The following is a 25,921-nucleotide window of genomic DNA, read 5'->3' as shown; positions in this document are numbered from 1 at the left end:
AACACTGAAACACTAAGGTTTCAATGACTAGGGCGTTGTCACCCCACCTTGCCCATTGTCGATACGATAGTAACTCGTGCGCCCATTGGCGTCGCGTACCACTTTAGTCGGCGTGGCAGTAATCGTTGAATTCGGTACAGACTGGTATCGAACGGGCGTTTGGGTCGGGTATTGGTTTGGGTACTGAGCATTGCCTATTGGCTGAGTCATTAGCATACGGTAGAGTTTCATACCCGCACGACCATCAGGGTTGACACCTTGCTGACGCTGAAAATCTTGAATGGCATAGCGCGTTTTATCGCCAATCATGCCATCAGCTTGACCAATATCATACCCACGATTAAGCAGTGCTTGCTGGATTTCACGGGCTTGACGGCGACTAATACCGGCATCATCCGTGGGCCAAGGTGTGACAAAGCCGACGTTGCTAGTACGGTTTTGGCTAATCATATCGGACAAATGCGCAATCGCTAGCGCGTAGTTCTCTGACGCATTGTAACTATAAAACGCATCGAAGTTTTTACCCACTAAGAACGCAGGACCTTTGCTACCTGCAGGTAATAACAAACCTGCACTATCAAGGCTAGAGGGTAGCGGCTGACCATTGGCAAGGGTCAGACCTTGACTGCGCCAGTAGCTCATCGGTTTTTTGGCTTTGCGGTTGCTATCTGCCCAAAACCCTGCGGGCAGCTTGACCTCAAATCCCCAAGGCTCGCCCGTGCGATAACCTGCTTTATCCAAGAAATTGGCCGTTGACGCGAGCGCATCAGCTTGGCTGTTGACCAAATCTTTACGTCCATCACCATCAAAATCTTGCGCCAAGCGTAAGAAGGTACTTGGCATAAACTGGGTTTGCCCAAACGCCCCTGCCCATGAGCCAGTCATATCATCACGGCGGATGTCACCATTTTGCAAGATACGCAGCGCGTTGGCGTATTCCGTGCGAAAGTACGACTGACGACGGTCAAAGCAAGACAAGGTCGCTAACGACTGGATTAAATCTTTTTTACCCAGCTGCTTACCAAAGTTTGACTCTACTCCCCAGACGCCGAGTACATCCGTTCCTTTCACGCCATAGCGCTGCTCGATGCGGTTTAGCGTGCTTTGCAGTTGGTTTTTGGCATTGATACCGTCTTGCACACGCTCTTCATCGACCAGACCTGAGAGATAGTCCCACACTTCTTTTTGAAACTCAGGTTGATAGTTGAGCGAGACAATCACGCTAGGGTCAGGCTCAGTTGGGCGATATTGTTCTAAAGTGCTGGCTACACCGCGAAAGGTGCTGCTATTTTTGAGATTGGATAAACACTGTTGAAACTGGGCATTGCTAAGATTAGGCGGTGTCGGTGCGGCATTGGCTTGGCTAATCATCGCCACGCCTGCCAGCGCCATAAAAATCGGAAGTAAACGCATAACAAACCTTGAATAGTGACAGAGAAAAACATCAACAAACGGGGTGAATTTTGACTAATTCAAGGGTATAAAAAAAGCTTGCTCAGTGAAAGGAGTAAATGCATTTAATTACATTTTTTCACATTGGGTGATAAAGCGTTAATTTTTGCACGGTTGTGGTACGTCCAATTATTTAACGCGAAAAAATTGGGCATTAACAGTATAAAGCCCAATTTTTGGAAGAATTAATAAGTATCAATAAGGTATTAACAAAGTATCAATAAAATAACAATACGCGTTATTGTTCGATCATAAAACCGCTAAAATATTGTTTAAGCTTGGCAAGCTTGGGCGGAATCACAAAGTTGCAATAGCTTTGGGTCGGGTTGTTGGCGTAATAATCTTGGTGGTAGTCCTCGGCAACGAAAAACTGCGCAGCAGGATGCACTTCGGTCACCACCTTGATGCCCTGCTCATCACGAAGCTCACCAATCACACGGTCAATGGTCGGTTTTTGCTGCGCTTCATCGGTGTAAAACACCACAGAGGCATATTGTCTGCCGACATCATTACCTTGACGGTCTTGTGTCGTCGGATCATGGGTGGCAAAGAAAATATCCAATACCGTCTCAAGCGGAATAATGGTCTCATCAAAATCGACTTTAATCACTTCGACATGACCGGTATCACCGCCACAGACGGCTTTGTAGTTGGCGCTTACTTCATCACCGCCCATATACCCTGATGTGACATCGGTCACACCTTTGACATGGCTAAATACTGATTCGGTACACCAAAAACAGCCACCGCCTAAAATAATCGTTTGCATAATAGTACCTTTTTATGGTTATCTCATTGGTTTGATATAAGGGTTAAAATAAATTATTAAAAGTAAAACGGGTGAAAATGTTAGAATAGCAAAGTTTACTGGTCATTCAAGTTAGGCAATGTAAACCAAGTTTCCGCTATCTAAAAACCTGGCAGTTTAAGCGCTCCTTAAGCGTTTCCTCATTGAAGCGAGCATAAAACTGTCAGCGATACTAAGTCAGCGATACTGAGTCTTAGTAACGCTCAATCAGCCATAGTGAGTCAGCCGCATGCGTCAGCCCCAAGCCAAACCACCCCACGATACTTTATTTACCACGCCGCTAGATGCCAATGCGCGGTTTAGCTTTGATGAGCAAGTGGTGGCTTGTTTTCCCGATATGATTCGCCGCAGTGTGCCTGGGTATGGGCAGATGCTCGCCATGTTGCCGATTTTTGCCAAACGCCATTGCCAGTTTCGCCAAACCAATAGCGACGGCAATAAAGTCAGCCGCGTCTATGACTTGGGCTGTTCACTCGGGGCGGTGAGTTTTGCGCTCGCAGGCGAGTTTGCGCCGCAAGATTTGCAAATCAAAGCCATTGATATCTCAGAGCCGATGATCGCCAAAGCGCAAAGTGTACTGATGCAGCATTATCCTGAGCATGATATTGAGCTGATTTGCGCTGATGTGTGTGAGGTAGCGTTTGAGCGGTGCGATATGATTGTGCTTAATTTAACCTTGCAGTTTTTATCTCCTGACAAGCGCGAGCAGTTACTCAAACGCTGTTATGATGCGTTGGTTGAAGGCGGTATTTTGATTTTGACCGAAAAAACCCATTTGCTCGATGAAGCGGACGATGCCTGGCGCGTTGAGCGGTATTATGATTTTAAACGCGCCAATGGCTATAGTGAGATGGAAATCAGTGGTAAACGCAATGCACTGGAGAATGTACTTATCACCGATACCCTCGATTTTCATCATCAGCGTTTAGCAACGGTGGGGTTTGACCGCCATTTGACGTGGTTTCAGTTTTTAAACTTTGCGTCGATTATTGCGTTTAAGTGATGATTGCCCTTAAACAATGAAAACCTGTCAATCCTAAAAGAGTCAACCATGAATGCTACCATCAAAACTGCCGAAACCGACGTCTATCTTACCTTGCTGCAATTGGCGGAAAAATACCCAGTTGCCAATGAATGGCTTGCCCAGTTGCCTAATTGGCTGGCTACCATCAAAGACAAATCACGCTACGCCCATGCGCCATTTTATCAATCGCTCATTGAGCGCTTGCCCGTAGTTGACAACGCGCAAGTAGCGTTGAATCAACCCTGTATCACCGCAGCATTTGATTGGCAAGAGAATGAATACAAGCAAACCCATGCGCTACTCAAACGTTTGATGCCGTGGCGCAAAGGCGGTTTTTTACTGGGTCGAGATGACCTGCAAATCCATATTGATACCGAATGGCGCAGTGATTGGAAATGGGATAGGGTGTTGCCCCATATTAGCCCACTTCACGGCAAACGCGTGCTAGACGTGGGCGGCGGTTCGGGTTATCACGGCTGGCGTATGGCGGGCGCAGGGGCAAGCACGGTGATTGTGATTGACCCATCGTGTCTGTTTTATCACCAGTTTATGGCGATTCGGCATTTTGTGGGGCAGGCTGACCGTAACGATTTTGGACGCAACAGGGTGCACTATGTGCCCGTACCGCTTGAAGCTTTGCCCAATCCTAGCTTGACTAGCGGGCAAGCAGGGCTATTTCATACCGTGTTTAGTATGGGCGTGCTGTATCACCGCGCGTCGCCGTTTGAGCATCTTGAGCAATTATACCATCAACTAGCAAAAGGCGGAGAATTGGTACTAGAAACCTTGGTGATTGAAGGGGCTGCAACATCCGTGCTAGTGCCAAGTGAGCGCTATGCACAGATGAATAACGTGTATTTTATCCCATCTGTTGCGGCATTGGCGCTGTGGCTGTACAAAGTAGGCTTTGTGGCGGTGCGCTGTGTCGATGTGGATGTGACATCGACGGATGAACAACGCAAAACTGACTGGATGGATTATCAATCTTTAAGCGATTTTCTTGACCCCAATGATAGCAGCAAAACCATCGAGGGCTATCAACGCCCGACCCGTGCGGTGATGATAGCCAAACGACCATAAATGTAACATGAACAGCTAACATGGGTAATATGGTTTGAGGTAATGGCGTTTTAGGCTAGTAAGGTTTAGAGTAGGGGAGTTTAAAGTGTCCTACTAAAATACCACTCCAAGACCATTTTGATAAGAAAGCCAAAAAAACCGCCGCCCAGTGCCAAAAAAATCCAAAATGTGCCTTGCTTGCCTGCATTGTTTTTCTTGGAAATATCGTACATGATAAAAAATAAAAACGCGATAAAGATAGGCAGCAGCACATACATGCCAAGTTTGGTGATTAACTCACTAGAGACTAAAACAAACATGTTATTATCCTATGATTGTCATCAGACATTAAAAAATTTTAGCGCATATTATACGCCAAAAAAACGCGTTTCCTTGTAATGGCATGTATCTTTTGACAGGATTATAATGAAAAAACCATCAAAAATTGGTATATTGAACGCCAAAATCAATCTCCCTCGATTATGAGCGAGTGATAGCCTCAAATCGATGGTGATTCATTGATTTATCGTGCTTTTTTAGTTATCAATCCTGCAACAAAACCTGTGAGCCAACAAAGAGAATTTCCATGTCAGAACAACAACCCGTCATTTCGCAAGCCTTAGCATTAGTGGTGGAATCACTAAAACAACAGCAAATTTTGCCAATCGATTGGGTTGATAACAGTACCATCAGCCGCACCAAAGACCAAGCGCACGGCGATTTTGCCAGTAATCTTGCTATGATAGCGGCCAAGACTGCCAAGAAAAACCCGCGTGAACTGGCACAAACCATCGTGGCGATGTTGCCTGCCTCGGACATGATTAGCAAAGTTGAGATTGCAGGACCAGGGTTTATTAACTTTTTCTTAGATGATAACGCGCGTTTTGCTATCTTAGACACCATCATGGAGCAAAAAGGCGACTTCGGTACATCCGAAGAATTTGCCGGTCAAAAAATCCAAGTTGAGTTTGTCTCTGCCAACCCAACCTCAAGCCTGCATGTGGGTCACGGTCGCGGCGCTGCGTTTGGTATGAGCGTGGCCAATTTACTAGAGGCGGTTGGCTACCAAGTCGGGCGTGAGTATTACGTCAATGATGCGGGTCGTCAGATGGATATTTTGGCAACCAGCACCTATTTGCGCTACCTTGAGCTGTGCGGTGAGCCAATTGTATTTCCCACCAATGCGTACCAAGGCGATTATGTCAAAGATATTGCCAAACCCATCAAAAAACAGCATGGCGATAGCCTAAAAACCGCCTGGGCACATATGCTACTCAATGTACCTGCCGATGCCCAGTACCAAATCGATGCCAACGGCGAAAAAGTATGTGTCTCAGGTGATAAAGAAGCCCATATTGACGGGCTGATTGCCAATGCCAAAGCCAATTTGGGCGATAATTATCAGATTTTTCATGAAGCCGCACTTAGTACCATTTTGGCAGATATCCAAGATGATTTGGCGGATTTTAACGTCCATTTTGACCAATGGTTTAGCGAAAAATCAATCCAAGATGCCATTGTGCCTGCTTTAGAGTTATTAGAGCAGCGGGGGTTTTTATACCAAAAAGACGGTAATTTGTGGTTTAAATCCACCGAATTTGGCGATGAAAAAGACCGTGTTGTCCGCCGTGCCAATGGTCAATTTACTTATTTTGCCTCGGATATCGCCTACCACAAAGACAAGCTTGACCGCGGCTATGACAAAATTATTGATGTATGGGGCTCAGACCACCACGGCTACATCAAACGCGTGAAAGCGGCGTTGACGGCGATGGGCTACGATGCCCAGCGTATGGATGTGATTTTGGTGCAGTTTGTCACCCTATGGCGCGGTACAGAGCAAATCCAGATGTCATCACGCTCAGGTCAGTTTGTGACCTTACGTGAACTGCGTCAAGAAGTCGGCAATGATGCCGCGCGCTTTTATTATGTCGCGCGTAAACCAGAACAGCACATTGACTTTGACTTAGAGCTTGCCAAATCGCATACCAAAGATAATGCAGTGTATTATATTCAATATGCCCATGCGCGTATTTGCCGTGTGCTTGAGCGTACTGAAGAGCGCGGTATTAAGGTCGATGACAAAGCCGGCAAAGCCCACCAGCATCTGTTGACCCAACCGGTTGAAACGGATTTATTGAGCTTACTGGCTTCTTACCCTGAAGTGCTACGCCGTGCTGCCGTTAATTATGAGCCGCATTTATTGACCAATTACCTCAAAGATTTGGCAAGCTTGTTCCACGGTTGGTACAACGACAACCGTATCTTACCTAAAGATGGCGAAACCCCAACCCAAGACGAGCTTGACTTGATGCAAGCGCGTCTGCGGTTATCAAAGTCGGTACGCCAAGTGATTCAAAATGGCTTAATTTTGTTGGGATTAACGGCACCAACCAGTATGTGATATGATTAGGATACGCTAAAAACGCTGTAATATTACCGTATCCCATGTCGTAGGAGATGATGATGGCAAGACCCAAAGGAGCGACCCCGCGTAAAGCGCCAAGCACGATGTCGTTTTTTGCTGCCATGTTGGTGGGCATGATATTGACCGTGGGGATTGGTCTGTTTGTTTATTTGTGGAATCCATTTAACCAAGGCAAAACCACAACCGCTGAAGAAGCGCCGATGGTGCAGCCAAAGGTGCAAGACAAACCCAAAACCAATAACTACGAGTTCTATGACTTGCTCAAAGAACAGCAGGTCAGTGCCGTCCCCGACGAGGCGGCTGCCAGTCAGCCAGTCTCGGCGCAGCCTGATGTGGTGTTGACCCAAGCTGACAGCGCCAGTGCGCCCAAATCAGCGAATGTCAGCGTGGTTGATAATCCGTTGTTGTCTGATGATAATGGTACCAAACCACGCGCTTCAGCCAATAATAGCACGGTAGACACTAGCACCGCTGCCGATGATAAAAGCAGTGCCGATGCCATTGTGATTGGCAATGAAGAGCCTACACGGACTTATATCTTGCAAATCAATAGTTTTGACAATGCCGATGATGCTGATAAACGCCGTGCTGAAGTGCTAATGGCGGGGGTGGATGCCCAAATCGTCAAAAAACGCTTAAGCAATGACCAAACTGTCTATCAAGTCATCTCTCGCGCCATGAGTAGCCCAGAGATGGCGGCACAAGCCCAGCGCCAACTACAAAATAGCCGCATTGATTCACTGATTGTCGAGCAGCGTCGCTAGGCTGATTTGCATGCAAAAAAACCGTGTTGTGATAACACGGTTTTTTATTTTTTGGTGGCATTAAGCTTTTTTACGGCTAAATTTGCGTTGCTTTTTATTTTGCAGTTCAGTCAAGGTGCGTTTGATTTCCTCATCAGTCAGTTGTGAGATTTGCTGTAAGATATGCATCACGTCCATATTGAGGATAAATCGCGCGCTTTTTGCCATGGTATGAATGCGAGCATCAAACTCAATCAGCCCACTAGCCGACACCGTAATATACCCTAAACGCTCTAGCGCATCCATAAAGCTAGTAAACAAGGCACGGTCAAAGAAATCTGGCATGTCATCTTCGTATAGCACGGATAGACGCTGACCGAGCAAATGACCCAAATCAATCACTTGATCTTTGGTGAGTTTGCCTGAGCCTTGCTGACTCAGCAGCGCAAGTACCATAAAGTAGCGCTCTAGACTTTGCTCAACTGAGTTGGCAAGCACTGTCAACTGCTGATAGCTACGGGTATTCGGCTCTGGCGTGGTCAGGATGCGATGACCATCCGCATTCACCCCTTTGTCCACGATGATGTTTTCTTCGACCAAAGTATCGATATGTTCACGCAAAGTGTCATTTAGGGTGCGCAGTGGGTATTTCAAAAACAACTCTGCTTGCAAGAAGGGGTACATGATACCTACCACCCGCTCAATGGTGTTTAGGCTCATGGTGCCATTACGCTGTATCAATGAGGCACACAGTGACGCGATGATATAAATATGCAAAATATTGTTGCGAAAATAGCTCAGTAGCGGCGCTTGACCGTCCGCAATACGAATCAAGTCACCGAGTACATGTGGGGTGCGCTCGATGAGTTTAAGCTTGACGCCATAGTTAATAATGGCTTCTGGGCTTTGCTGGGTGATTGATACATCATCATCATACGGGATTTTTTCTGCGATACGCTGATACAGTGCCAACTGTTCACGACAGCTTTGCTCATCGAGTGCGCCATGGGGCGTGTCGAGCAGTACCAAAGCTAGCAAAGTGACTGGGTTGAGCACCGCAGAGCGGTTGATACGCTGCATGATTTTGATGCCCAAATTGTCAATCATGTGGATGACATTGGCAGGCATATCACTATCGGTACGGTCTTTGGGTAGGGTATTTGGGGCAACGTCAAATTTTTTCATAAAATCAGCTAGATACAGCGGCTGACCAAAACTGACGTGCACATGACCAAAGATGCGCTCGATTTTTCGACTGGCTTTTAATAGACCTAGTAGCGACTCAGATTCTTTGGGTTTACCTTTAAGCTCACCCACATAAGTGCCGCCTTCCATAATGCGTTCATAACCGATGTAGGTCGGGATAAAGACAATCGGTTTGCCCGCTTGGCGTAGATGGCTTTGTACCGTCATCGCTAGCATTCCTTTTTTGGGCGGTAACAAGCGACCTGAGCGCGAGCGTCCGCCTTCGATGAAGTACTCAATCGGCGTGTTGCGCATCAACATACTATGCACGTATTCACGAAACACCGCAGAGTACAGCGGATTGCCTTTAAAACTGCGACGCATAAAGAAAGCGCCGCCATTGCGTAATATTTGACCTAGCACGGGGATGTTTAGGTTCTCGCCTGCGGCAACGTAGGGCACCCGTAACCCACGTTTATAAATCACGTATGACAGCAACAGATAGTCCATGTGACTGCGGTGGCAAGGCACATAGATGATTTCATGGTCGGATGCCAGTTTGCGTACCCGCTCAAAGTGCGCCACTTCAACCCCGTCATACAACTGTGTCCATAGCCAGGTCAAAAAGCGGTCAAAAAAGCGCACGGTTGCAGACGAGTAGTCACTGGCAATCTCGTTCAAATACCCACGCGCCAATTTGCGGCTTTTGGCGAGTTCACGTGAGTTTTCTTTGCTATCGACATTCACGGCATGCTGAATGGCAGGCGTATACAGAATTTTATCGACCACATTGCGACGGTCTGATAAGTCAGGGCCCAAGATGGCTTCTTGTTGTTTATCCAGATAACCTTCTAAACGCTGCTGTACCCGTGCAGTGATGGTGTGTAAATGATGGCGGTCGTTACTAGCAGTATCAGTGGGTGCCACGCTATCGGCTTGCAGCACAGGGTTCTTGCTAATCTCATCTTCGATGATGCCACGCAGGTCTTTGGGTGAGTGAAACTGCACATAAGTATCCCGCCCTTTGACCCCGATGTTAAATAGCTGTTTGCTAATGGTGGGTACTTGCCATTCATCAGCGGTGAGGAGGTTAAACAGCGAATCTTCTTTTTCTGGGGCGCGCCCCCACAAGATAGTGACAGGGATAAAATCAATGTGTAGCGTTGGGTATTGCTCGACGGCTTCAATCAAGCGTAATAGGCGAGGTGAGAATACGGCGCTGTCATGAGACAGTTTTTCTGTTTTATGGTGATGCAAAAAAATCATTGCGGTATTTTCATCAATACCATGCGCCCGATCGATGACATTGGCTAGGGCAGGGGGTAGGTCGTATTGTTTGGTTTCTAGGTCAATTAAAATACTGTTGCTACGAGAATACTCTTTGAGCACATAAAAGGTGAGTCGCTGGCTTGATGTGTCGCTATCCATATTTGTATTGGCGCTTGCTAAGCTACCGCTAGCTAGCGGTAGCTTCTCATCGCTAACATCGGTGCTAGCTTGGCTAATATTGGGGATGTCGCCGATAAGTTTGGATTTGACGGCGAGCCCCAATAATTTGCCAGAGACTTGTCGGTATAGATTTTTTAACAGCGGGGTAGCAGCAGGATGGGTACCTTTGCTGTTCGCTTGGGTAGTGCCTGAATTTTTCCCTACGTGATTCATAGTATGCCTAGTGATTGCGTGAGTTTTTTTGTAAGTTTTTTAAAGATAAATACAAGGTTTAAAATATGTCTTATCATGCCATAGATTGATGAATTTCTAAACCTTATCACTCAAAAATTCTTGTATAATGAGTGACTTTAATCCATTTTATCTACCCAAAATAACGTTAATGATAAGAGCGTCTATGGCAAGCCAGCAAGATATAAACCATACCCATACGATTGATATCACTCACCAACCACAGGTGCCCGTAACAGCCGTAACGCAGCAGTTTGAGCAGCAAGCGAGTTGGCAGCAATTGGTCTCGCAGTTATTAGAAACCTTAACCCTCGTACCGTATCAAGACAGTGTATTTATTGGGCAAAGCCACGACTATGTCGGTGCGCGTATTTTTGGTGGGCAAGTACTGGGGCAAGCATTGATGGCAGCCAGCCATACTGTGGAGCATGCAAAACCTTGCCACTCATTTCATGGCTATTTTTTGCGCGGTGGCGATATCAATAAGCCTGTATATTACCAAGTGGAGAAATTGCGCGACGGTCGCAGTCTTGCCTCACGTCAAGTGACAGCGCGCCAATATGATGATGATAACCAACCGAGCATAATTTTTACCATGATGGCGTCTTTTTCACCGTTTGAAGAAGGGCTTGAGTATCAACAAGCGATACCAACGTATCCTGCGCCAGATGTGTTGCTGACCGAGCAGCAGCTCAAAGACCAAGTGGTAGGCAAAATCCCTGATGCGCTCAAAGCGCGCTTTATGCGCCAGCGTCATATCGAAATCAAGCCAGTACAGCCGCGTGACCCAATCCATCCAAAAATCATGGAACCTAGCCAAGCCAACTGGCTACGCATTCCGCAGCTGGGTAAACAGTCAATTCAAGTGCAACAAGCACTGCTCGCATTTTCTTCTGATTTTTATTTGATTGGCACGGGGCTGATGCCACACGGGATTAGCTTTATGACTAAAGGGTTGCAAGCGGCAAGTATCGACCATAGTATGCATTTTCACCGCCCATTTGATATGAATGATTGGTTACTCTACAACATGTGGTGCGATACCACATCACAGTCAAAAAGCCTAAACCACGGTCAATTTTGGCAAAATGGCAAATTGGTCGCCACAACCCAGCAGCAAGGGCTAATGCGCCTGCGCTAGTGATTCAATAATTTTTACCTTGTTTTAAACAGTAACCGTATGAGAGAGAGAAATATGTCCAATCCCCCAATGAGTGATGCCGCCCGCCAGGACATCGCCCAACAACACAATCACCCATTAAAAGGCTTTTCTGTTATCTATGAGCAAAAAGTGGAATGGGGTGATATGGATGCGTTCAATCACGTCAATAACGTGGTGTATTACAACTATGCCCAGCGCGCGCGTATCCACTACCTTGAACAAGTTGATATGTTTAACTTACAAACCCATACCGTGATTGCTTCGTCATCTTGCCAGTATTTAAATTCGGTCACTTTCCCCGATGTGCTTTGGATTGGCATTCGTGCCAAAAAAATAGGCAATACCAGTCTGACCCATGACTATGTTTACTTTAGCACGGCCCAGCAAAAAGTCGTCGCCACCGCATCGTCCGTCATTGTGTTTTTTGACCAAACCGGCAAAAATAAACAACCGATTTCTGATGGTCAGCGCCAACAACTTGCCGAGTTAGAAAGTCATACGGTTTAAAAGTTATAGTGTTTAACTATTACTAAAATTGTTAAAAAAGCCACAAGTTGCAATGCTCGTGGCTTTTTTTGTTTGATAAATTGCTATCTCGTAAATCACGCTTTGTGGTCTGGGTTAGCAACGGTTTCCACCAAGTTTAGGTCAAATCCTGATAACGCGTTGAATTTGAGCGGTGATGACAGCAAACGCATATCACGCACGCCCAGATAACGTAAAATCTGTGAACCAACCCCAATGCTGCGGTAGGGTTGGTGTTTAAGCGGTGAGTTGGGTTTGTCAGCGACAAAGTTATCGAGCGCTTCGCCCATATCAATTGCTTGCTGATGCCCAATCCAGACAAACACGCCACGCTCGGATTGGCTAATTTCTTTGAGTGAGGCATGGATATCCCAATTACTCTTACCGCTGTTGGGTAGCTGCACGGTGAATAAATCGCGCAATGGCTGGAAACTATGCACCCGCACAGTGCTCACGCCTTCTTGAGGGTTGCCCTTGACCAGTGCCAAATGGGTATCCTCTGAATTTTTTTCTTTAAAACGATAGGCCGTAAACTCACCAAACTCAGTTTGCATCGGATAGGTCGCAACCATTTCGACCGTTTGCTCATTGGCAATACGGTAATTAATCAAATCAGCGATGGTGCCGATTTTTAAGCCATGCTCTTTGGCAAAAATCTCTAGGTCATCACGGCGCGCCATTTCGCCATCTTCTTTGATAATTTCACAAATCACTGCCGCAGGTTCAAGTCCTGCCAAGCGTGTTAGGTCACAGCCGGCTTCAGTATGACCGGCACGGTGTAGCACACCGCCATTTTGTGCCACGATCGGGAATACATGACCAGGTTGTACGATGTCTTCTGGCTTGGCAGTCGAAGATACCGCTGTTTGGATGGTTCTGGCGCGATCCGCTGCTGAGATACCTGTGGTGACCCCTTCTGCCGCTTCGATTGATACCGTGAAGTTGGTGCTAAATTTAGCGCCATTTTTATCCGACATAAGCGGTAAATTGAGCTGTTCACTGCGGTCAGCGGTGATGGTCAAACACACCAAGCCACGCGCGTGGGTAATCATAAAGTTAATATCTTCTGGGCGTACATGGGTGGCTGCCATCACCAAGTCGCCTTCGTTTTCACGGTCTTCATCATCCATCAAAACGACCATTTTGCCTGCACGGATGTCATCGATAATTTCTGCCGTTGTATTAAATGCCATAAAAGTGCCTTTGTTAGCTATTTATTGGAATAACATTGATTAAAAAACTAAAAAACTGATTAACAAATAGGGACAGAAAATAAGCGCTATCAGCTAGGTTTGTTCAAAATATTGTCCAAATTAACCTTAACAATCACCTCATCAAGCTGGGTGAAGCTAGTATGCGCGCCCATTTCTTATTTGCGCGCTATTATAGCATTAACTCAGTGAGTCTAAGCAGCGAAATATTGATAGCCATACGCGCTGGTAGCGCACGCAGATAAAACATGCGGATAAATTAGTTAAAAAAACTAACAAAAATTGGTGATTTTGTATAATTTTTGAGCAAAAATTAAAAAAAACTGGTATATTATTACTTAATGATTAATAAAAATTACATTCTTAATACGTTTGAAGAAAACGCTATTAAAAAGTCATAGACGTCTAACCGATTTACTTGTCTAAGGATCCTGTGATGTCAGTCTTTTATCTTATCTACACGAGCAAAATTACCTTACAAGCAAGTTTGCATCCGATGACGTTGCCTGATATCTATCGTCAGTCAGTCGCGCGCAACACCCAAGCAAATGTCAATAGCGTACTATTTCTCAAGCAAGGCAACTTTCTACAATATATGGAAGGTAGTGAGCGTACTATCACCCAACTATTTGACAAAATCAAAGCCGATAAAAGACACAAAAATATTCACGTCATTGAGCAGGGACAGGCGCCCAATAGACTGTTTGGGCATTGGAAAATGCACTGCATCAATTTAGATAACGTCAACGATATGGATGATGTCGATGATATTAGCCCCCTGCTAGGCTATTTTGAAACTGCGCAATTTGATAGCGCCAGTGTACCAAGGTTACTTGCGGATGTAGAAAACTATTATCGTTCGGGCAAATGGCAAAGGCATCAACATACCAACTTTGATAAGGGCAGTTATAGCCATGCCAAGCTGCGCCGCTTGGGCTTTAAACATCGTTATTTTTTGTGGATTCAGCTTGGGTTTTTGTTGGTGTTTTTATTGCTGATGATATACTGGGTATTACAGAATAGGGTTCATTTGGCTGCGCTAAATCATCCGTTGTCTGCTTTGACGGGTTTTTTAGCCGCCGCGCTTTAATCACCGCTGTTCAATGATTGTCCTTTAACCACTGTATAAAGGCATAGGTTTGCTGTTCTTTGGCATTATCAGCAAAGTCAAACAACCGTGTGCCCATCAAATTATCAGGCAGATACTGCTGTGGGTGGTAATGGTTGGGGTAGTCATGCGGATAGATATAATTGGCACCATAACCTTCGGCGCGCATCAGTTTGGTGACGCCATTACGCAAATGTAGCGGTACAGGCGATTGGTCATTTTCTGCCAGTCGCATCGCTTTATTGATCGCCTGATAACTAGAATTGGACTTCGGCGATGTCGCCAAATACACCACCGCTTGCCCCAAAATAATCCGCGCTTCAGGCATACCGATGCTCTGCACGCTTCGCAGGGCGGTATCGGCAAGTAGTAACGCATTGGGATTGGCAAGTCCGATATCTTCACTTGCCAAAATCACCAACCGCCGTGCAATAAAGGCAGGGTCTTCGCCCGCTGTCAGCATCCGCGCCATCCAATACAGTGCCGCATCAGGGTCACTGCCGCGGACTGATTTAATCATCGCTGACACTAGGTCATAATGACCATCACCTGATTTGTCGTAGCGTACCAGGCTTGCACCTGCCACCGCGATGACACTGTCATCAGTCACCACAATCGGTGACTGGCTGCCTTGCTTAAAATTGGGGCTTGATTGAATGGCGAGTTCAAGTAAATTTAACGCCTTACGCGCATCGCCTTGCGATAGCGCAAAAATCGCTTGGCTTGATTGTATTTCAATCTTAAATTGTTTAAAAACTGCATCATCGTCAATGGCACGTTGTAGTACTTGGCTGATTTCATCCTCGCTCAAGGGGTTGAGCCGATACACTTGGCAACGGGACAATAGGGCATTGTTGACACTAAACGAGGGATTTTCAGTGGTCGCACCAATTAAAGTAATATCCCCAGACTCAACCGCGCCGAGAAGTGCGTCTTGCTGGGCTTTGTTAAACCGATGAATCTCATCGACAAATACCACCGGCGGCTCACCAAACAAGCCGTCATCTTTTGCCAGTACTTCACGCAGCTCTTTGACCCCTGCATTGATAGCCGAGAGCGGGCGAAAAGGACGACCCACTGCATCGGCTAATAGCATGGCTAGGGTGGTTTTGCCAATGCCTGCTTCGCCATGCAAAATAATCGAGGGTAAGTAACCTTGCTCAATGATACGGCGAATCGGTGCTTTAGCACCGAGCAAGTGGGTTTGTCCGATTACCTCGTCAAGCGACTTTGGGCGGACACGTTGGGCAAGGGGGATTTGGTTAGTTTGGCTCATTGGTTAAGGAATTAGCTTAAATTCGTTGCTAAGGTTTTCAGCAGATGTTATAGGGTTGGTGGTTATATTTGGATCATAGGTTAAACCAAAAATTTGGGCTTGATAATTTTTATTCAAATCCAAAGGCTGCGATGAATCGTCAATTTTGGTGATAAAACTTAGCGTAGCACCCTGTGGAATAATCATATCAAGTGAACGACAAGCATCTGACACGCCACCCCAAACGACATCTTTTTTATCTTTTTCAAACAAAGCGACCGTAATAGACTCATTACAGTTGTTAATGCGCAAGTTTTTTTCTTTGGCTGTAATCGAGATGCGTAATTGTTTATTCGGTAAAGGCTCGGCTAAAATATAGCTTGTAGTAGTATAAGTTGGAACAACAGGCTTTGACTCAGATGTTGTTGTTGTATTTGAACTTTGCTGCATAGACGGCACTGAACATGCTAATAAAGTAGCGGCGAACATGGCAACCATCAATAAATGCCTAACTTTTAGCACCGCTTCTTTTAGCATCGTTTCTTTCCTTATCTAGCATGGCACCAAGTTTTTTAAATCAAGTTTGTTAAATAACGCCTAGTATTCTAGTGTAGCAAACAAGGACGTGGGCGGCTAAATGAGTTAAGGAGTGATGTTGTGTTTTCTTTGTTAAAACCCAACGCGATTGTTAGGCATTTTAGCATCCTTAAATGACAGCAGTAAGCTAACTTGTTTGATTTGTGTGACTACTTGGATTGAGAAATATTTTTACTTTGTTAAATAAAAATAAACAGTAATGATGTGAGGCTTAATGAGCCATATTATTAAAAAAACTACAATATTGTTAATATGACAAGTGTAGATTGACGGGTCATTTTTTTCTTTTTACAATCTTATACTTTAGTTAATATACAAAATGACAGTTAGTGCTCACTTTGGTATTTCATTATTATTTAATTAGGCATTATTTAATAAGACAGTTTTTTGGTAATACGGGCATCATAACAGCGACCGCATCAATTACTAGGGTAATTGACGGCTTGCGGGGTTGTTATGTTGCGGCAAAGCCATAGGCAAGTTATTAGCGAGTCGTATGAAATTACATCAATCCATCAAACCATCGACTTACTCAGTAAGCCATCATCTGCAGCCACTATCACGCGTGCTTACCCTGTCTGCGTTTACGATGGCAATGGTTTCGTTGAATTTGTCCTTATCTTTGGCAGCGACGGCTGCGACCACGGTCACCAAACCTAGCACTACCAAAACGACCCCAACAAAAACTACAACAAAAACCACCACCACGACCACGACAAAAACCACCAAAACGACCAGTAGTCCCACTAAAAATGCTAACAAGCCGCCTGTTAAAACATCAGCTAAAACATCGGCTAAAAATTCTGTTAAAACATTGGCTAAAACCACACCAGCAGCGCCAACCACAAAGCCCACTAGCAGATTGCAGCCCAGTACCAGTGGCGATACCGCGGAGTTTACGCCGATAATCAATACCCCGCCCAATCCTGAGCCTGTACTCAATGCTAGCCCTGCCACCGACGCACCATCAGCAGACACGCCATCGAAAAAAACCGCGACCCGCGCCAATGAAGTCAAAGGGGGGAAAGCAGCTGGGCTCAGCTACGATCCTACTATCAATAATGGGGTGCCTTATCCGCCAAGTTATGGCCTAGATGTGCCCAGTAATTTGACACTGGCACAAGCGCAGCAGTACCTAGTCAAAGTATCACCCAAAGTCGCGGCTGACAATGCGGCAATCGTGAGTAATGAGCTGCGAGCTGAGTCGACCAAAGGCTTAAACAAACCGATTGTGTATCTGGGTGCCAGTGCCACGCATGTACATGTGGATAACAATATAGATACCACGGGCATTAAAAACAACCTAGCCATTGACAACGCAGTCAATAACAATATTGGCAATTTACCCATCACCTTGCCACTGCCTACCACCCCTGTTGATATCGGTGGCTTAGTCACCGACCCGATTCCCAATAGCATCCCTGTCAATGTCGATAAAAATAGAACAGGCGCAAATGTCACCGTGCTATGGTCTGCCTATAACGGACACAAAACCGAAGCAGTGACCAGTTTGCTCAATGGTATGACCGATGAAAGCCGTGCCGATGCTGACTTGTCACTGGATGAACAATACACCACGCTTACCAAACGCTATTTTCAAACCCAACTTGCCATCATGGCAGCTTATCTACGCGCCGATGCGCTCAATGCGATTCGTGCCACCGACCATGCCGCACAGCGCGCACTCGATGTGGGGCTGATTTCAAAAGTCGAGCGTTTGGAAGCCAAAAAAGCCTTAGCCGATGCCGAATACGAAAATAGCAAAGCGCTGAACGATGCTGAGCTTGCCATGACCGCATTACAGCGGTTACTGCGGACGCCGTATTTTATCAAACCAACATCGCCTTTATTTGTATCCACCAAGCCGTTGCCGCCACTGAGTTATTTTCAGCAGCAAGCTAAAATGCATCACCCAGGTTTTGATAAGGTTGCCGCCAAATACAACCAAGCCAAAGCGCTGCATGAATTTAGTGAATCCGCCTACAAACCCAATGTCACCGTCTTTGGTCGCTCGGAAATCGACGCTGACCCAAATTGGATTGCTGGAGTGTCTGCCAACTGGAAATTGTGGGGTGGGGTAGATCGCCGTACCAGTACCCAATCGAGCCTTGCCAAGCTGCACCAAGCCGAATTTAGCCAAGTGGATGTCAATGATAATATTATGTTATTGGTAGAAAAAAATTGGCAAACAGTCAACAATGCACGCGATAATTTCATTGCCTTAAATACCAATATTGAACTCGCCAGTGAGATGCTACGTTTTCGTCAGCTTGGCTTTAAAGAAGGCGTCAACACGGCCGTAGAAGTGATGCAAGCCGAAGCCAATTTGGAAAAAGCCAAAACCGAGCAAGCCAAAGCGGCAAATGATTATGTGCAGGCAATGGCAGACTTGATGCAAAGCTGCGGTACGCCACTAGAGTTTAACCGTTATATGCAGGCAGCGGACGTCAAGCTACCCGCGATTTATTTTGAACATCGTAAAAACTAATCAATTATTTTAACCCGTGTCTTTATTTCACCAGTAGGCTTACCGTATGGCTGATCCACAAAACCCAACACCAGACAATGCTAAAGGCAACGACAACACTTTGGATAGCGCTGCGGATAATGCTAATGCAGCGATGCACGCCCAAGTTGCCGATGAGCCGCACGCAGAGGACAGCCTGTCAGCCGCTGCAACGGATAGCCGCTACGTGCCGCCCAACAAAAAACCCAATAAAATCCGCACCATCATTATTGCTTTGATTATCGTTGGGCTGATTGGACTGGTCGCGTGGGGGCTAATCAAAGACAAGCGCGAAACGCGCAGCGAGCCTGTGACCATCCAAGGGCATATGGAAGTAAAGCAAACGCCTGTCGCTGCCAAAGTTGCCGGTCGTATTGCCAATATTTATGTCAAAGAAGGCGATGAAATTAGCGTCGGCACCCGCCTGATTGATATGGATAGTCCAGAAATCAATGCCAAGGTCGAAGAAGCACAAGCAGGGAAAGAATTAGCCCAAAGCCAGCTGGACAAAGCCAACAATGGCGCAAGACCGCAAGAGATTGAAATGGCAAAATATCAGTACAATTCTGCCCAATCCGCTGCTGACCTTGCCAAAGTCACCTACGAGCGTATCAACCGCCTAGCAGCAGAAGGCTTGATGTCGCGGCAAAAACGTGATGAAGCCTATACCAACTATGTCGCCAGTGTCGATAAAGCCAAAATCGCCAAAGCGCAATATGAGTTGGCCAAAACAGGCGCGCGCAGTGAAGATAAAACCGCCGCGCAAGCGCAAGTCAGGCAAGTAGAAGGCAAGCTTAAAGAAGCGATGGTGGCCAAAGAAGAAGCCAATCTTAAAAGCCCGATTGCGGGTATCGTGGACAACGTGATTGTCAAACCAGGTCAAGTGGTGGGACAGGGCGTACCACTGATGACCATTGTCGACCCCAAAGACCAATGGGTGGTGCTTAACGTTACCGAAAACAATCTAAACCATTTTGCAGTCGGTAGTGAATTTAGCGGTACGGTTCCTGCATTATCGGTCAACAATCAGCCTTACCGCCAAGTGTTTAAAGTTTACGCAAGTTCCGTACTATCAGATTTTGCCACGTGGCGCCCCACCAATAGCAAAGACGGCTTTGATATGCGTACCTTTGAGATTCGTGCGCGCCCGAGCCAGTCAGATACACGCCTAAGACAGGGCATGACCGTATTGGTTGATATACCGGCAAGCCAGCAGCCAACCCAAACAAAATGAAGTCAATTATGACATCAAAACTGACATCAAAATTGACCTCAAACAAGGGCTCTAAACCGTCACCGATATCGTCCACTGTGCCAAATGCTAGTGACAGTGACAGTGTCAGTGCTAGTGACAGCGCTAGGGCTAGTGATAATGACCATGAGCGTCATGCGTATTCGCAGTTTGATAACCGCTCAGGCTTTGTGCAATTCTTTGCGGCGTTTTGGTACAGTGCGCGCCGTGAATGGGATTTTTTGGTGCAAAATCGCTGGGATTTTTCCTTGATGTTTTGGATGCCCATCGTATTGATATTTTTGGTTTGGTGGATTTTTAGCAAAGGCATGGCAGTCGGGATTCCGATTGCGGTCATAGACAATGACCACTCCGCGCAATCTGCGACGATTATCCGGTATATTGATGCGACGCCTGAGGTTGCGGTGGTTAAAAGTCTTCATAGTGCCGCTGCCGCTCAGCAAGCCATCGAGACTACCGATGTCATGGCGGTGGTTGAAATCCCAGAGAATTTTTCAACCAATCTACTGGCTGGCAAAACCTCGCGCTTGCTACTCAATGTCAATGCCCAATATGGCACGCATTCAGGCATGATACAAAAAGCGGTACAGACAGCAGTTAGTACCTTTTCGGCAGGGGCAGAGATGCAGCGGCGAGTCGCCATTGGCGAAGATATCACGCTGACCAAAACCAGTTATGCACCGATACAATCGCAAAGTGTGGCACTGTTTAATACTGCCAATAATTATCAGCAATTTTTGGCGGTCACGGTGGTACCAGCCTTACTACATATTTTGTCGATGGTGATTGGGGCGTCAACTGTCGGGCGAGAGCTGGTTGACAAGACGCTAGGTGAGTGGTATCAGTCGCTAACATCCCCCAAATTTGCCAGTAACCGCCCCTTTGACCCTAGCCATCCTGTGACACTGGGGCACGAAAAACCCAAACTATCACTGATTATCGCAGGGCTCAATGGCAAACTAATTTGGGCGATGTTTGCCTATACGCTTTGGGCGGCGGTGGCATTGACCTTGGTGATGCAAATTTTCCCCATTCGTTTGGCGTCCGTGGCGATTACTTATCTGATATTTTTAATGTTTATGATGGTGTCGTTCTGGCTTGGGGTGATTGTCACAGTAGGCACGTTTTCGTATCGTCAAGGCTTGTCATTTACCGGATTTATCTCCGCGCCGTCATTTGCTTTTTCAGGGGTGACATTTCCATTTTTGGCGATGAGTCCTGCCGCGCAGCGCTGGGCAAATGCCCTGCCATTAACCCATTATCTCAACTTGCAAACCACCCAATTACAAATGGGCGCACCGCCATCCTTTGCCTATAGCAGCTTTATCGGATTTTTTATTGCCGTTATGATTACCTTGCTGTTAGCCGCTTTGTTGACCAAAAAGGCATTGCTGAAGCCTGAAAAATGGGGGCAACGCTGATGACCACCCAGACAACGCCTAACAAAGTCGACGTAAGCAAAGCCCCAAACATTTGGGAGCGCGGTTTTTTGCTGCAAGTTTTGCATGTATGGCGCAGCGTGTTTCAAGACAAAGGGGTGCTCACTATGCTACTGATTGCCCCGATTATTTATGGCTTTTTTTATCCTTGGCCGTATTCAAAAGAAGTGGTGCGTCATGTCCCTGTGGCAGTGGTGGATTATGACCATTCAAGTCTATCGCAGACCATTATCAGCTACGCCCAAGCCAATCCACGCATCCAAAGCACCATTGTAAACGATGAAAACAGTGCCAAGCAGCTGATGTGGCAAGGCAAAATTGCAGGCTACATAGTGATACCCTCAGGGCTGTATCAAAAAGTGACCACAGGACAACCTGCCAAGGTGAGTATCCTTGCCAACGGTAACTATTTTTTGCTCAATAAACAAGTACAATCTGGGTTTTTAGAAGTCATCGGCACCGTGTCCGCAGGGGCGAAAGTACAAAAAAATGTTGCCATCGGGCAAGATATCACGGTTGCTAAAAACAATATTTCCCCTGTGGCGCTGACGATTAATCCGTTATACAACCGTACCGAAGGCTATGGTAGCTACATTGTCCCTGCGGTTGCGATATTGATTCTGCAGCAGATGTTTTTGATGGGCACGGCAATGCTAGTGGGTACTTGGGCAGAGCAAGACATGCACCGCGCTTCGATGAAAACGTGGCTTGCGCGAATATTGGGGTTAGCGTGTTTTGGTTTTGTGCTCGGCTGTTTTTATTATGGCTGGGTATTTTCCAACAATGACTATATCCGTAACCAAAATCTGACGGGTTCACTGGTACTGCTTGCCCTGTTTTTCCCTGCGGTAACAGCATTGGGCTGTCTACTTGGGGTGTGGTTTGGGGCGCGAGAACGGGCGATGCAAATCTTGGTCGCAAGTTCAATGCCGATGCTGTTTGTCTCAGGGATTTCATGGCCGTATCAAATGCTGCCTGAGCCCCTGCAGTATTTGCGCTGGGTGTTACCTAGCACCTCTGGGATGAATGCATCTGTGATGCTGAACCAAATGGGCGTGCCACTGGCGTATGTCAACGTGTATCTCATGGCGCTCATGATGATTTTCTTGGTTTGTTTATTGCTGCTACTTTTATTAGCGAGTAAAGAAAGTGAATCGTTAGCAGATTAATCCTTGCCAACGGCTATTTTCTTCCTCATGCGGTTACACGTGCGGTTATTTGCCAAATTTGCGATGCGTGTAGCAAGTATCTATCATCCATCATCTATCATTTGATAAACTTTTCGATAGCACATTGACACAGATGGGCAATTCGTGATTATCTAGCACAATGAATACAACATAATTGAATTTTTCAACTGATTGGCATATAGGATTTACCAGTGATCAGTATTTTTGATTTATTTAAAATTGGGATTGGACCTTCAAGTTCGCATACGGTCGGACCGATGAAAGCGGCGAATCTGTTCGTTAGCGCATTATCACAGCAGCAGCTACTGACGCAGGTGGACAGGGTGCAAGTCGAGCTGTTTGGTTCGCTCGGTGCGACCGGTAAAGGGCACGGTAGTGATATAGCGGTGATGCTAGGTTTGATGGGAGAGCAACCACAGACGACGGATGTCACCGCTATTTCACAAAAAATTGCCGATATCCAAGCGCAAAACACGCTATATCTAAATCAGCAGCATAAGATTAATTTTGTTGCTGACAAGGATTTAATCCTAAATGGTAGGGTATCGCTGCCCCATCATCCCAATGCCCTGACGATTACTGCTTTTACAGGCAATGATATTGTTTACCAAAATACGTATTATTCAATCGGCGGCGGGTTCGTGCAGACCGAGCAAGAAGCCCAAGCAAAAGAACCGGTGATTGAAAGCGTCAAAAAACCGGTACCTTATCCCTTTAACAACGCCAAAGAATTATTACAAATTTGCCAACACCATCAACTGTCAATCGCCCAGGTCGTTCGAGCCAATGAACTGGCTAACTTGAGTGAAGATGAGCTGCTGGGTGGACTTAACGACATTTGGCAAGTCATGCAAGACTGTGTCAATGATGGTTGTCGCCACGATGGTATTTTGCCAGGGGGCTTACAAGTACAGCGCCGCGCCAAGGCGATTTATCAGCAGTTATCCGCTGCCGATAGCCGAAAAGCATTTAATGATGCCCTTGCCGTGATGGATTGGGTCAATCTTTATGCTTTGGCAGTTAATGAAGAAAACGCCAGTGGCGGACGTGTGGTGACTGCACCCACCAATGGTGCGGCAGGCGTGATACCTGCGGTTATGCATTATTATCGAGATTTTTGTCCAAGTTATACGCTGCAAGGGTTACATGATTTTCTGCTAACCGCCGCAGCGATTGGCATCATTATCAAAGAAAATGCCAGTATCTCAGGCGCAGAAGTTGGCTGTCAAGGGGAAGTCGGATCGGCGTGTGCGATGGCGGCGGCAGGGTTAACCTATGTGCTTGGCGGTAGTCCTGCGCAATGTGCCAATGCTGCCGAAATTGGCATCGAACATCACCTTGGCATGACGTGTGACCCGATTGCGGGGTTGGTGCAAGTGCCTTGTATTGAACGCAATGCCATGGCGGCAGTAAAAGCGATTAATGCCTCAAGGCTTGCGCTTAAAGGCAATGGACAACATGTGGTATCGCTTGATAAAGCCATCAAGACCATGAAAGAGACAGGCAGAGATATGATGTCAAAATATAAAGAAACCGCAATGGGCGGACTTGCTATCAATGTCCTAGACGAGGATGTTGCCGCCCAGTCAAATCTGATTCCGACGCTGGATGTGACGGTCAATTACAGTCAGTGTTAGTGCTACAATAAAAAAACCGATTCGCCAAGGAATCGGTTTTTTTGTGCTTATCAATCAATCGCAGGTTGATAATCCCCTGTGATAATACGGTCTTTGATGTCATCGGCTTGCGCCAACACTTGAGCCAATAAGGCTTTGACATTGTCAAGCGTGGCGATGGGGCTTAACGTGGTCATTTTAAGCGATTGCACATCTTGGTGAGCATCCCCTTGCTTTTGGTAACTGACGCGCGTCACGCCGATATTGGCTTCACCTTTGGCAAATAGCTCATCGGCGACATTTTGGTTCAAGCTATCAATCAACTCAGCCGGGTAGTCTTTGGGTACCACGCGAAATAGCACGGAGGCAAACTGTGGCTCTACCAACAATTCAAGCCCATCAGTGGCTTTGATGTAATCAGCGACTTCGCGGGTCAAATCAACGCCATGGTCAATCATCGAGCCGTATAATTCTTCGCCCAAGGCTTCCACTGTCAGCCATAATTTTAGCGCATCAAAACGGCGCGTGGTCTGTAGCGACTTAGAGACTAGGTTAGGTACGCCATGTTCTTCGTCATACGCAGAGTTCAAATATTCAGCTTCATAATGCATGAAGCGATAGTTGGCTTCCTCTTTGAGCAAAAACGCCCCGCAAGAGATGCTTTGGAAGTAATGTTTGTGGAAGTCGAGGGTGATAGAATCAGCTTGCTCAATGCCTGCAAGTTTATCGCGGTAGTTATTCGATAAAATCAGCGCCCCGCCCCAAGCGGCATCAATATGAAGCCATGCACCGTACTCATGAGTAAGCTTACGAATCGCAGGGATTGGGTCAATCGCGCCGGCGTCCGTGGTGCCTGCGGTAGCGACCACACAGGCGATGATTTTGCCTTCGGCCTTCAGTTGCGCCATGGTGTGTTCAAGTGCGGCAACATCCATCTGCGCTTGGTCATTGACTGGCACAGTGACCACTGATTGAAAACCCATGCCCATCATTGCCATGTTTTTTTGCACGCTAAAATGCGCGTTTTCTGAGCAGATGACTTTCACTTTTTGCATGGCATCGGCTGGGATACCGTCACGCTGTACTGACCATTCAGACCCATCGTCATTTTTATAGTTTTTAGCGATACACCAATCACGGGCGAGTAACACGCCCATCAAGTTGGATTGGGTGCCCCCTGAGGTGAATACGCCCGCTTGTCCGCTACCAAAACCGACTTTTTGACGTAGCCAATCAATCAGTTGTACTTCCATCAGTGACCCTGCTGGGCTTTGATCCCAAGAGTCCATCGATTGGTTGGTGGCATTAATCAGCACTTCGGCGATTTGGCTTGTGACCATCGTTGGGCAATGCAAATGCGCAAGCGAGTGGGGGTGATGCACCTTTAAGCTTTTATTAAGGAATAATTCGACTGAACGTTTTAATGCGTCTTCTAAGCCTAAGCCTTCTTTAGAAGGTTGAAAGCTAATGGCAGAACGTAGCTGCTTGATACTACCGCCGGTGTACATTTTGTCATTTTTGAGCCAGTCGGTGACGGCTTGTACGGCGGTGTTCATGTTTTTTTGGTAATCGGCAATGGATTGGCTGTCATTACAAAATAACGCTTGGCGGTGCTGTGATAAGTTTGACATGGTAAGTCCTTGCATTCTTTAAGATAGAGTTAACTATAAATTGTCATTAA

At 46.4% G+C, this 25,921-nt stretch carries 20 protein-coding genes; 12 read left to right on the top strand and 8 right to left on the bottom strand.

What is annotated here, in order from left to right; all coding sequences use genetic code 11:
• Positions 1-27: 27 nt before the first annotated feature.
• Both RNZ41_RS10290 and msrA read right to left on the bottom strand, forming a co-directional pair.
• A complete protein-coding gene (locus tag RNZ41_RS10290; RefSeq protein WP_312522190.1) occupies positions 28-1,413 on the bottom strand; it encodes a lytic murein transglycosylase in 1,386 nt (461 codons plus the stop codon).
• A gap of 277 nt (positions 1,414-1,690) precedes the next feature.
• Entirely contained in the window at positions 1,691-2,221 is a 531-nt protein-coding gene (gene msrA, locus RNZ41_RS10285) for a peptide-methionine (S)-S-oxide reductase MsrA (protein ID WP_050325183.1), read from the bottom strand.
• A 268-nt stretch (positions 2,222-2,489) separates the two neighbouring features.
• On the opposite strand from msrA, the gene cmoA reads away from it, so the two are divergent.
• Together cmoA and cmoB are read left to right on the top strand one after the other, a co-directional pair.
• The gene (cmoA, locus tag RNZ41_RS10280; RefSeq protein WP_314027230.1) at positions 2,490-3,263 is read left to right on the top strand and encodes a carboxy-S-adenosyl-L-methionine synthase CmoA; all 774 of its coding nucleotides are present in this window, start codon (positions 2,490-2,492) and stop codon (positions 3,261-3,263) included.
• Positions 3,264-3,311: 48 nt separating this feature from the next.
• On the top strand, positions 3,312-4,364 hold the full coding sequence (gene cmoB, locus RNZ41_RS10275; RefSeq protein ID WP_314027229.1) for a tRNA 5-methoxyuridine(34)/uridine 5-oxyacetic acid(34) synthase CmoB: 1,053 nt from the start codon (positions 3,312-3,314) through the stop codon (positions 4,362-4,364).
• 80 nt (positions 4,365-4,444) lie between these two features.
• Here cmoB and RNZ41_RS10270 read toward each other — a convergent pair whose 3' ends face one another.
• Positions 4,445-4,663, bottom strand: coding sequence for a DUF2788 domain-containing protein (locus tag RNZ41_RS10270; protein ID WP_007117392.1), 219 nt, complete (start codon positions 4,661-4,663; stop codon positions 4,445-4,447).
• Between the two features lie 266 nt (positions 4,664-4,929).
• Here RNZ41_RS10270 and argS point away from each other — a divergent pair, with 266 nt between their 5' ends.
• Together argS and RNZ41_RS10260 are read left to right on the top strand one after the other, a co-directional pair.
• Positions 4,930-6,747, top strand: coding sequence for an arginine--tRNA ligase (gene argS, locus RNZ41_RS10265; RefSeq protein WP_314027228.1), 1,818 nt, complete (start codon positions 4,930-4,932; stop codon positions 6,745-6,747).
• Between the two features lie 62 nt (positions 6,748-6,809).
• A complete protein-coding gene (locus RNZ41_RS10260; RefSeq protein WP_099833340.1) occupies positions 6,810-7,535 on the top strand; it encodes an SPOR domain-containing protein in 726 nt (241 codons plus the stop codon).
• A 60-nt stretch (positions 7,536-7,595) separates the two neighbouring features.
• Here RNZ41_RS10260 and plsB read toward each other — a convergent pair whose 3' ends face one another.
• Positions 7,596-10,361: a glycerol-3-phosphate 1-O-acyltransferase PlsB gene (gene plsB / locus RNZ41_RS10255; protein WP_314027227.1), complete on the bottom strand. Its 2,766-nt coding sequence runs from the start codon at positions 10,359-10,361 to the stop codon at positions 7,596-7,598.
• A 184-nt stretch (positions 10,362-10,545) separates the two neighbouring features.
• On the opposite strand from plsB, the gene RNZ41_RS10250 reads away from it, so the two are divergent.
• Together RNZ41_RS10250 and RNZ41_RS10245 are read left to right on the top strand one after the other, a co-directional pair.
• Positions 10,546-11,520, top strand: coding sequence for an acyl-CoA thioesterase (locus RNZ41_RS10250; protein WP_198510450.1), 975 nt, complete (start codon positions 10,546-10,548; stop codon positions 11,518-11,520).
• 54 nt (positions 11,521-11,574) lie between these two features.
• Positions 11,575-12,048 (top strand): acyl-CoA thioesterase, encoded by a 474-nt coding sequence (locus tag RNZ41_RS10245; protein ID WP_065254041.1) that lies wholly within the window; start codon positions 11,575-11,577, stop codon positions 12,046-12,048.
• A 95-nt stretch (positions 12,049-12,143) separates the two neighbouring features.
• Here RNZ41_RS10245 and ribBA read toward each other — a convergent pair whose 3' ends face one another.
• The gene (gene ribBA / locus RNZ41_RS10240) at positions 12,144-13,259 is read right to left on the bottom strand and encodes a bifunctional 3,4-dihydroxy-2-butanone-4-phosphate synthase/GTP cyclohydrolase II (RefSeq protein WP_062332841.1); all 1,116 of its coding nucleotides are present in this window, start codon (positions 13,257-13,259) and stop codon (positions 12,144-12,146) included.
• 454 nt (positions 13,260-13,713) lie between these two features.
• Between ribBA and RNZ41_RS10235 the strand changes: the two genes are divergently transcribed.
• Positions 13,714-14,367, top strand: coding sequence for a BLUF domain-containing protein (locus tag RNZ41_RS10235; RefSeq protein WP_314027226.1), 654 nt, complete (start codon positions 13,714-13,716; stop codon positions 14,365-14,367).
• Positions 14,368-14,377: 10 nt separating this feature from the next.
• On the opposite strand, the gene RNZ41_RS10230 is transcribed toward RNZ41_RS10235, so the two are convergent.
• Together RNZ41_RS10230 and RNZ41_RS10225 are read right to left on the bottom strand one after the other, a co-directional pair.
• Positions 14,378-15,661, bottom strand: coding sequence for a replication-associated recombination protein A (locus tag RNZ41_RS10230; protein ID WP_314027225.1), 1,284 nt, complete (start codon positions 15,659-15,661; stop codon positions 14,378-14,380).
• Between the two features lie 3 nt (positions 15,662-15,664).
• Positions 15,665-16,177 (bottom strand): hypothetical protein, encoded by a 513-nt coding sequence (locus RNZ41_RS10225; RefSeq protein ID WP_314027224.1) that lies wholly within the window; start codon positions 16,175-16,177, stop codon positions 15,665-15,667.
• A 556-nt stretch (positions 16,178-16,733) separates the two neighbouring features.
• Here RNZ41_RS10225 and RNZ41_RS10220 point away from each other — a divergent pair.
• From RNZ41_RS10220 to RNZ41_RS10200, 5 genes are all read left to right on the top strand, one after another.
• Positions 16,734-18,725 carry a TolC family protein gene (locus tag RNZ41_RS10220; protein ID WP_314027223.1) on the top strand — a complete coding sequence of 664 codons (1,992 nt, stop codon included), beginning with the start codon at positions 16,734-16,736 and terminating at the stop codon, positions 18,723-18,725.
• A gap of 46 nt (positions 18,726-18,771) precedes the next feature.
• Positions 18,772-19,977, top strand: a complete 1,206-nt coding sequence (locus RNZ41_RS10215; RefSeq protein WP_314027222.1) for an HlyD family secretion protein — start codon at positions 18,772-18,774, stop codon at positions 19,975-19,977.
• A gap of 8 nt (positions 19,978-19,985) precedes the next feature.
• The gene (locus RNZ41_RS10210; RefSeq protein WP_314027221.1) at positions 19,986-21,416 is read left to right on the top strand and encodes an ABC transporter permease; all 1,431 of its coding nucleotides are present in this window, start codon (positions 19,986-19,988) and stop codon (positions 21,414-21,416) included.
• Positions 21,416-22,603, top strand: coding sequence for an ABC transporter permease (locus tag RNZ41_RS10205; RefSeq protein WP_314027220.1), 1,188 nt, complete (start codon positions 21,416-21,418; stop codon positions 22,601-22,603). Before RNZ41_RS10210 ends, RNZ41_RS10205 begins: the two co-directional genes overlap by 1 nt.
• 212 nt (positions 22,604-22,815) lie before the next feature.
• Positions 22,816-24,261 carry an L-serine ammonia-lyase gene (locus tag RNZ41_RS10200; RefSeq protein ID WP_314027219.1) on the top strand — a complete coding sequence of 482 codons (1,446 nt, stop codon included), beginning with the start codon at positions 22,816-22,818 and terminating at the stop codon, positions 24,259-24,261.
• Between the two features lie 50 nt (positions 24,262-24,311).
• Here the strand turns inward: RNZ41_RS10200 and RNZ41_RS10195 are convergent, their stop codons facing one another.
• Positions 24,312-25,871: a pyridoxal phosphate-dependent decarboxylase family protein gene (locus RNZ41_RS10195; protein ID WP_314027218.1), complete on the bottom strand. Its 1,560-nt coding sequence runs from the start codon at positions 25,869-25,871 to the stop codon at positions 24,312-24,314.
• Positions 25,872-25,921: the final 50 nt, after the last annotated feature.

It is taken from the genome of Moraxella sp. DOX410 (assembly GCF_032248735.1).
GTDB classification, from domain to species: domain Bacteria; phylum Pseudomonadota; class Gammaproteobacteria; order Pseudomonadales; family Moraxellaceae; genus Faucicola; species Faucicola tetraodonis.
Note: the sequence above shows the minus strand (reverse complement) of the source record. Positions and strands in the feature narration are given on the sequence as shown.

What these genes read in the sequence shown, in the direction of transcription:
- RNZ41_RS10250 (WP_198510450.1), top strand. Translation starts at nt 10,546, where the DNA reads ATGGCAAGCCAGCAAGATATAAACCATACCCATACGATTGATATCACT.
- RNZ41_RS10245 (WP_065254041.1), top strand. Translation starts at nt 11,575, where the DNA reads ATGTCCAATCCCCCAATGAGTGATGCCGCCCGCCAGGACATCGCCCAA.
- RNZ41_RS10195 (WP_314027218.1), bottom strand. Translation starts at nt 25,871, where the DNA reads ATGTCAAACTTATCACAGCACCGCCAAGCGTTATTTTGTAATGACAGC.
- RNZ41_RS10210 (WP_314027221.1), top strand. Translation starts at nt 19,986, where the DNA reads ATGACATCAAAACTGACATCAAAATTGACCTCAAACAAGGGCTCTAAA.
- ribBA (WP_062332841.1), bottom strand. Translation starts at nt 13,259, where the DNA reads ATGGCATTTAATACAACGGCAGAAATTATCGATGACATCCGTGCAGGC.
- RNZ41_RS10230 (WP_314027225.1), bottom strand. Translation starts at nt 15,661, where the DNA reads ATGAGCCAAACTAACCAAATCCCCCTTGCCCAACGTGTCCGCCCAAAG.
- RNZ41_RS10235 (WP_314027226.1), top strand. Translation starts at nt 13,714, where the DNA reads ATGTCAGTCTTTTATCTTATCTACACGAGCAAAATTACCTTACAAGCA.
- cmoA (WP_314027230.1), top strand. Translation starts at nt 2,490, where the DNA reads ATGCGTCAGCCCCAAGCCAAACCACCCCACGATACTTTATTTACCACG.
- RNZ41_RS10260 (WP_099833340.1), top strand. Translation starts at nt 6,810, where the DNA reads ATGGCAAGACCCAAAGGAGCGACCCCGCGTAAAGCGCCAAGCACGATG.
- RNZ41_RS10225 (WP_314027224.1), bottom strand. Translation starts at nt 16,177, where the DNA reads ATGCTAAAAGAAGCGGTGCTAAAAGTTAGGCATTTATTGATGGTTGCC.
- RNZ41_RS10215 (WP_314027222.1), top strand. Translation starts at nt 18,772, where the DNA reads ATGGCTGATCCACAAAACCCAACACCAGACAATGCTAAAGGCAACGAC.
- argS (WP_314027228.1), top strand. Translation starts at nt 4,930, where the DNA reads ATGTCAGAACAACAACCCGTCATTTCGCAAGCCTTAGCATTAGTGGTG.
- cmoB (WP_314027229.1), top strand. Translation starts at nt 3,312, where the DNA reads ATGAATGCTACCATCAAAACTGCCGAAACCGACGTCTATCTTACCTTG.
- RNZ41_RS10205 (WP_314027220.1), top strand. Translation starts at nt 21,416, where the DNA reads ATGACCACCCAGACAACGCCTAACAAAGTCGACGTAAGCAAAGCCCCA.
- RNZ41_RS10220 (WP_314027223.1), top strand. Translation starts at nt 16,734, where the DNA reads ATGAAATTACATCAATCCATCAAACCATCGACTTACTCAGTAAGCCAT.
- RNZ41_RS10270 (WP_007117392.1), bottom strand. Translation starts at nt 4,663, where the DNA reads ATGTTTGTTTTAGTCTCTAGTGAGTTAATCACCAAACTTGGCATGTAT.
- msrA (WP_050325183.1), bottom strand. Translation starts at nt 2,221, where the DNA reads ATGCAAACGATTATTTTAGGCGGTGGCTGTTTTTGGTGTACCGAATCA.
- plsB (WP_314027227.1), bottom strand. Translation starts at nt 10,361, where the DNA reads ATGAATCACGTAGGGAAAAATTCAGGCACTACCCAAGCGAACAGCAAA.
- RNZ41_RS10290 (WP_312522190.1), bottom strand. Translation starts at nt 1,413, where the DNA reads ATGCGTTTACTTCCGATTTTTATGGCGCTGGCAGGCGTGGCGATGATT.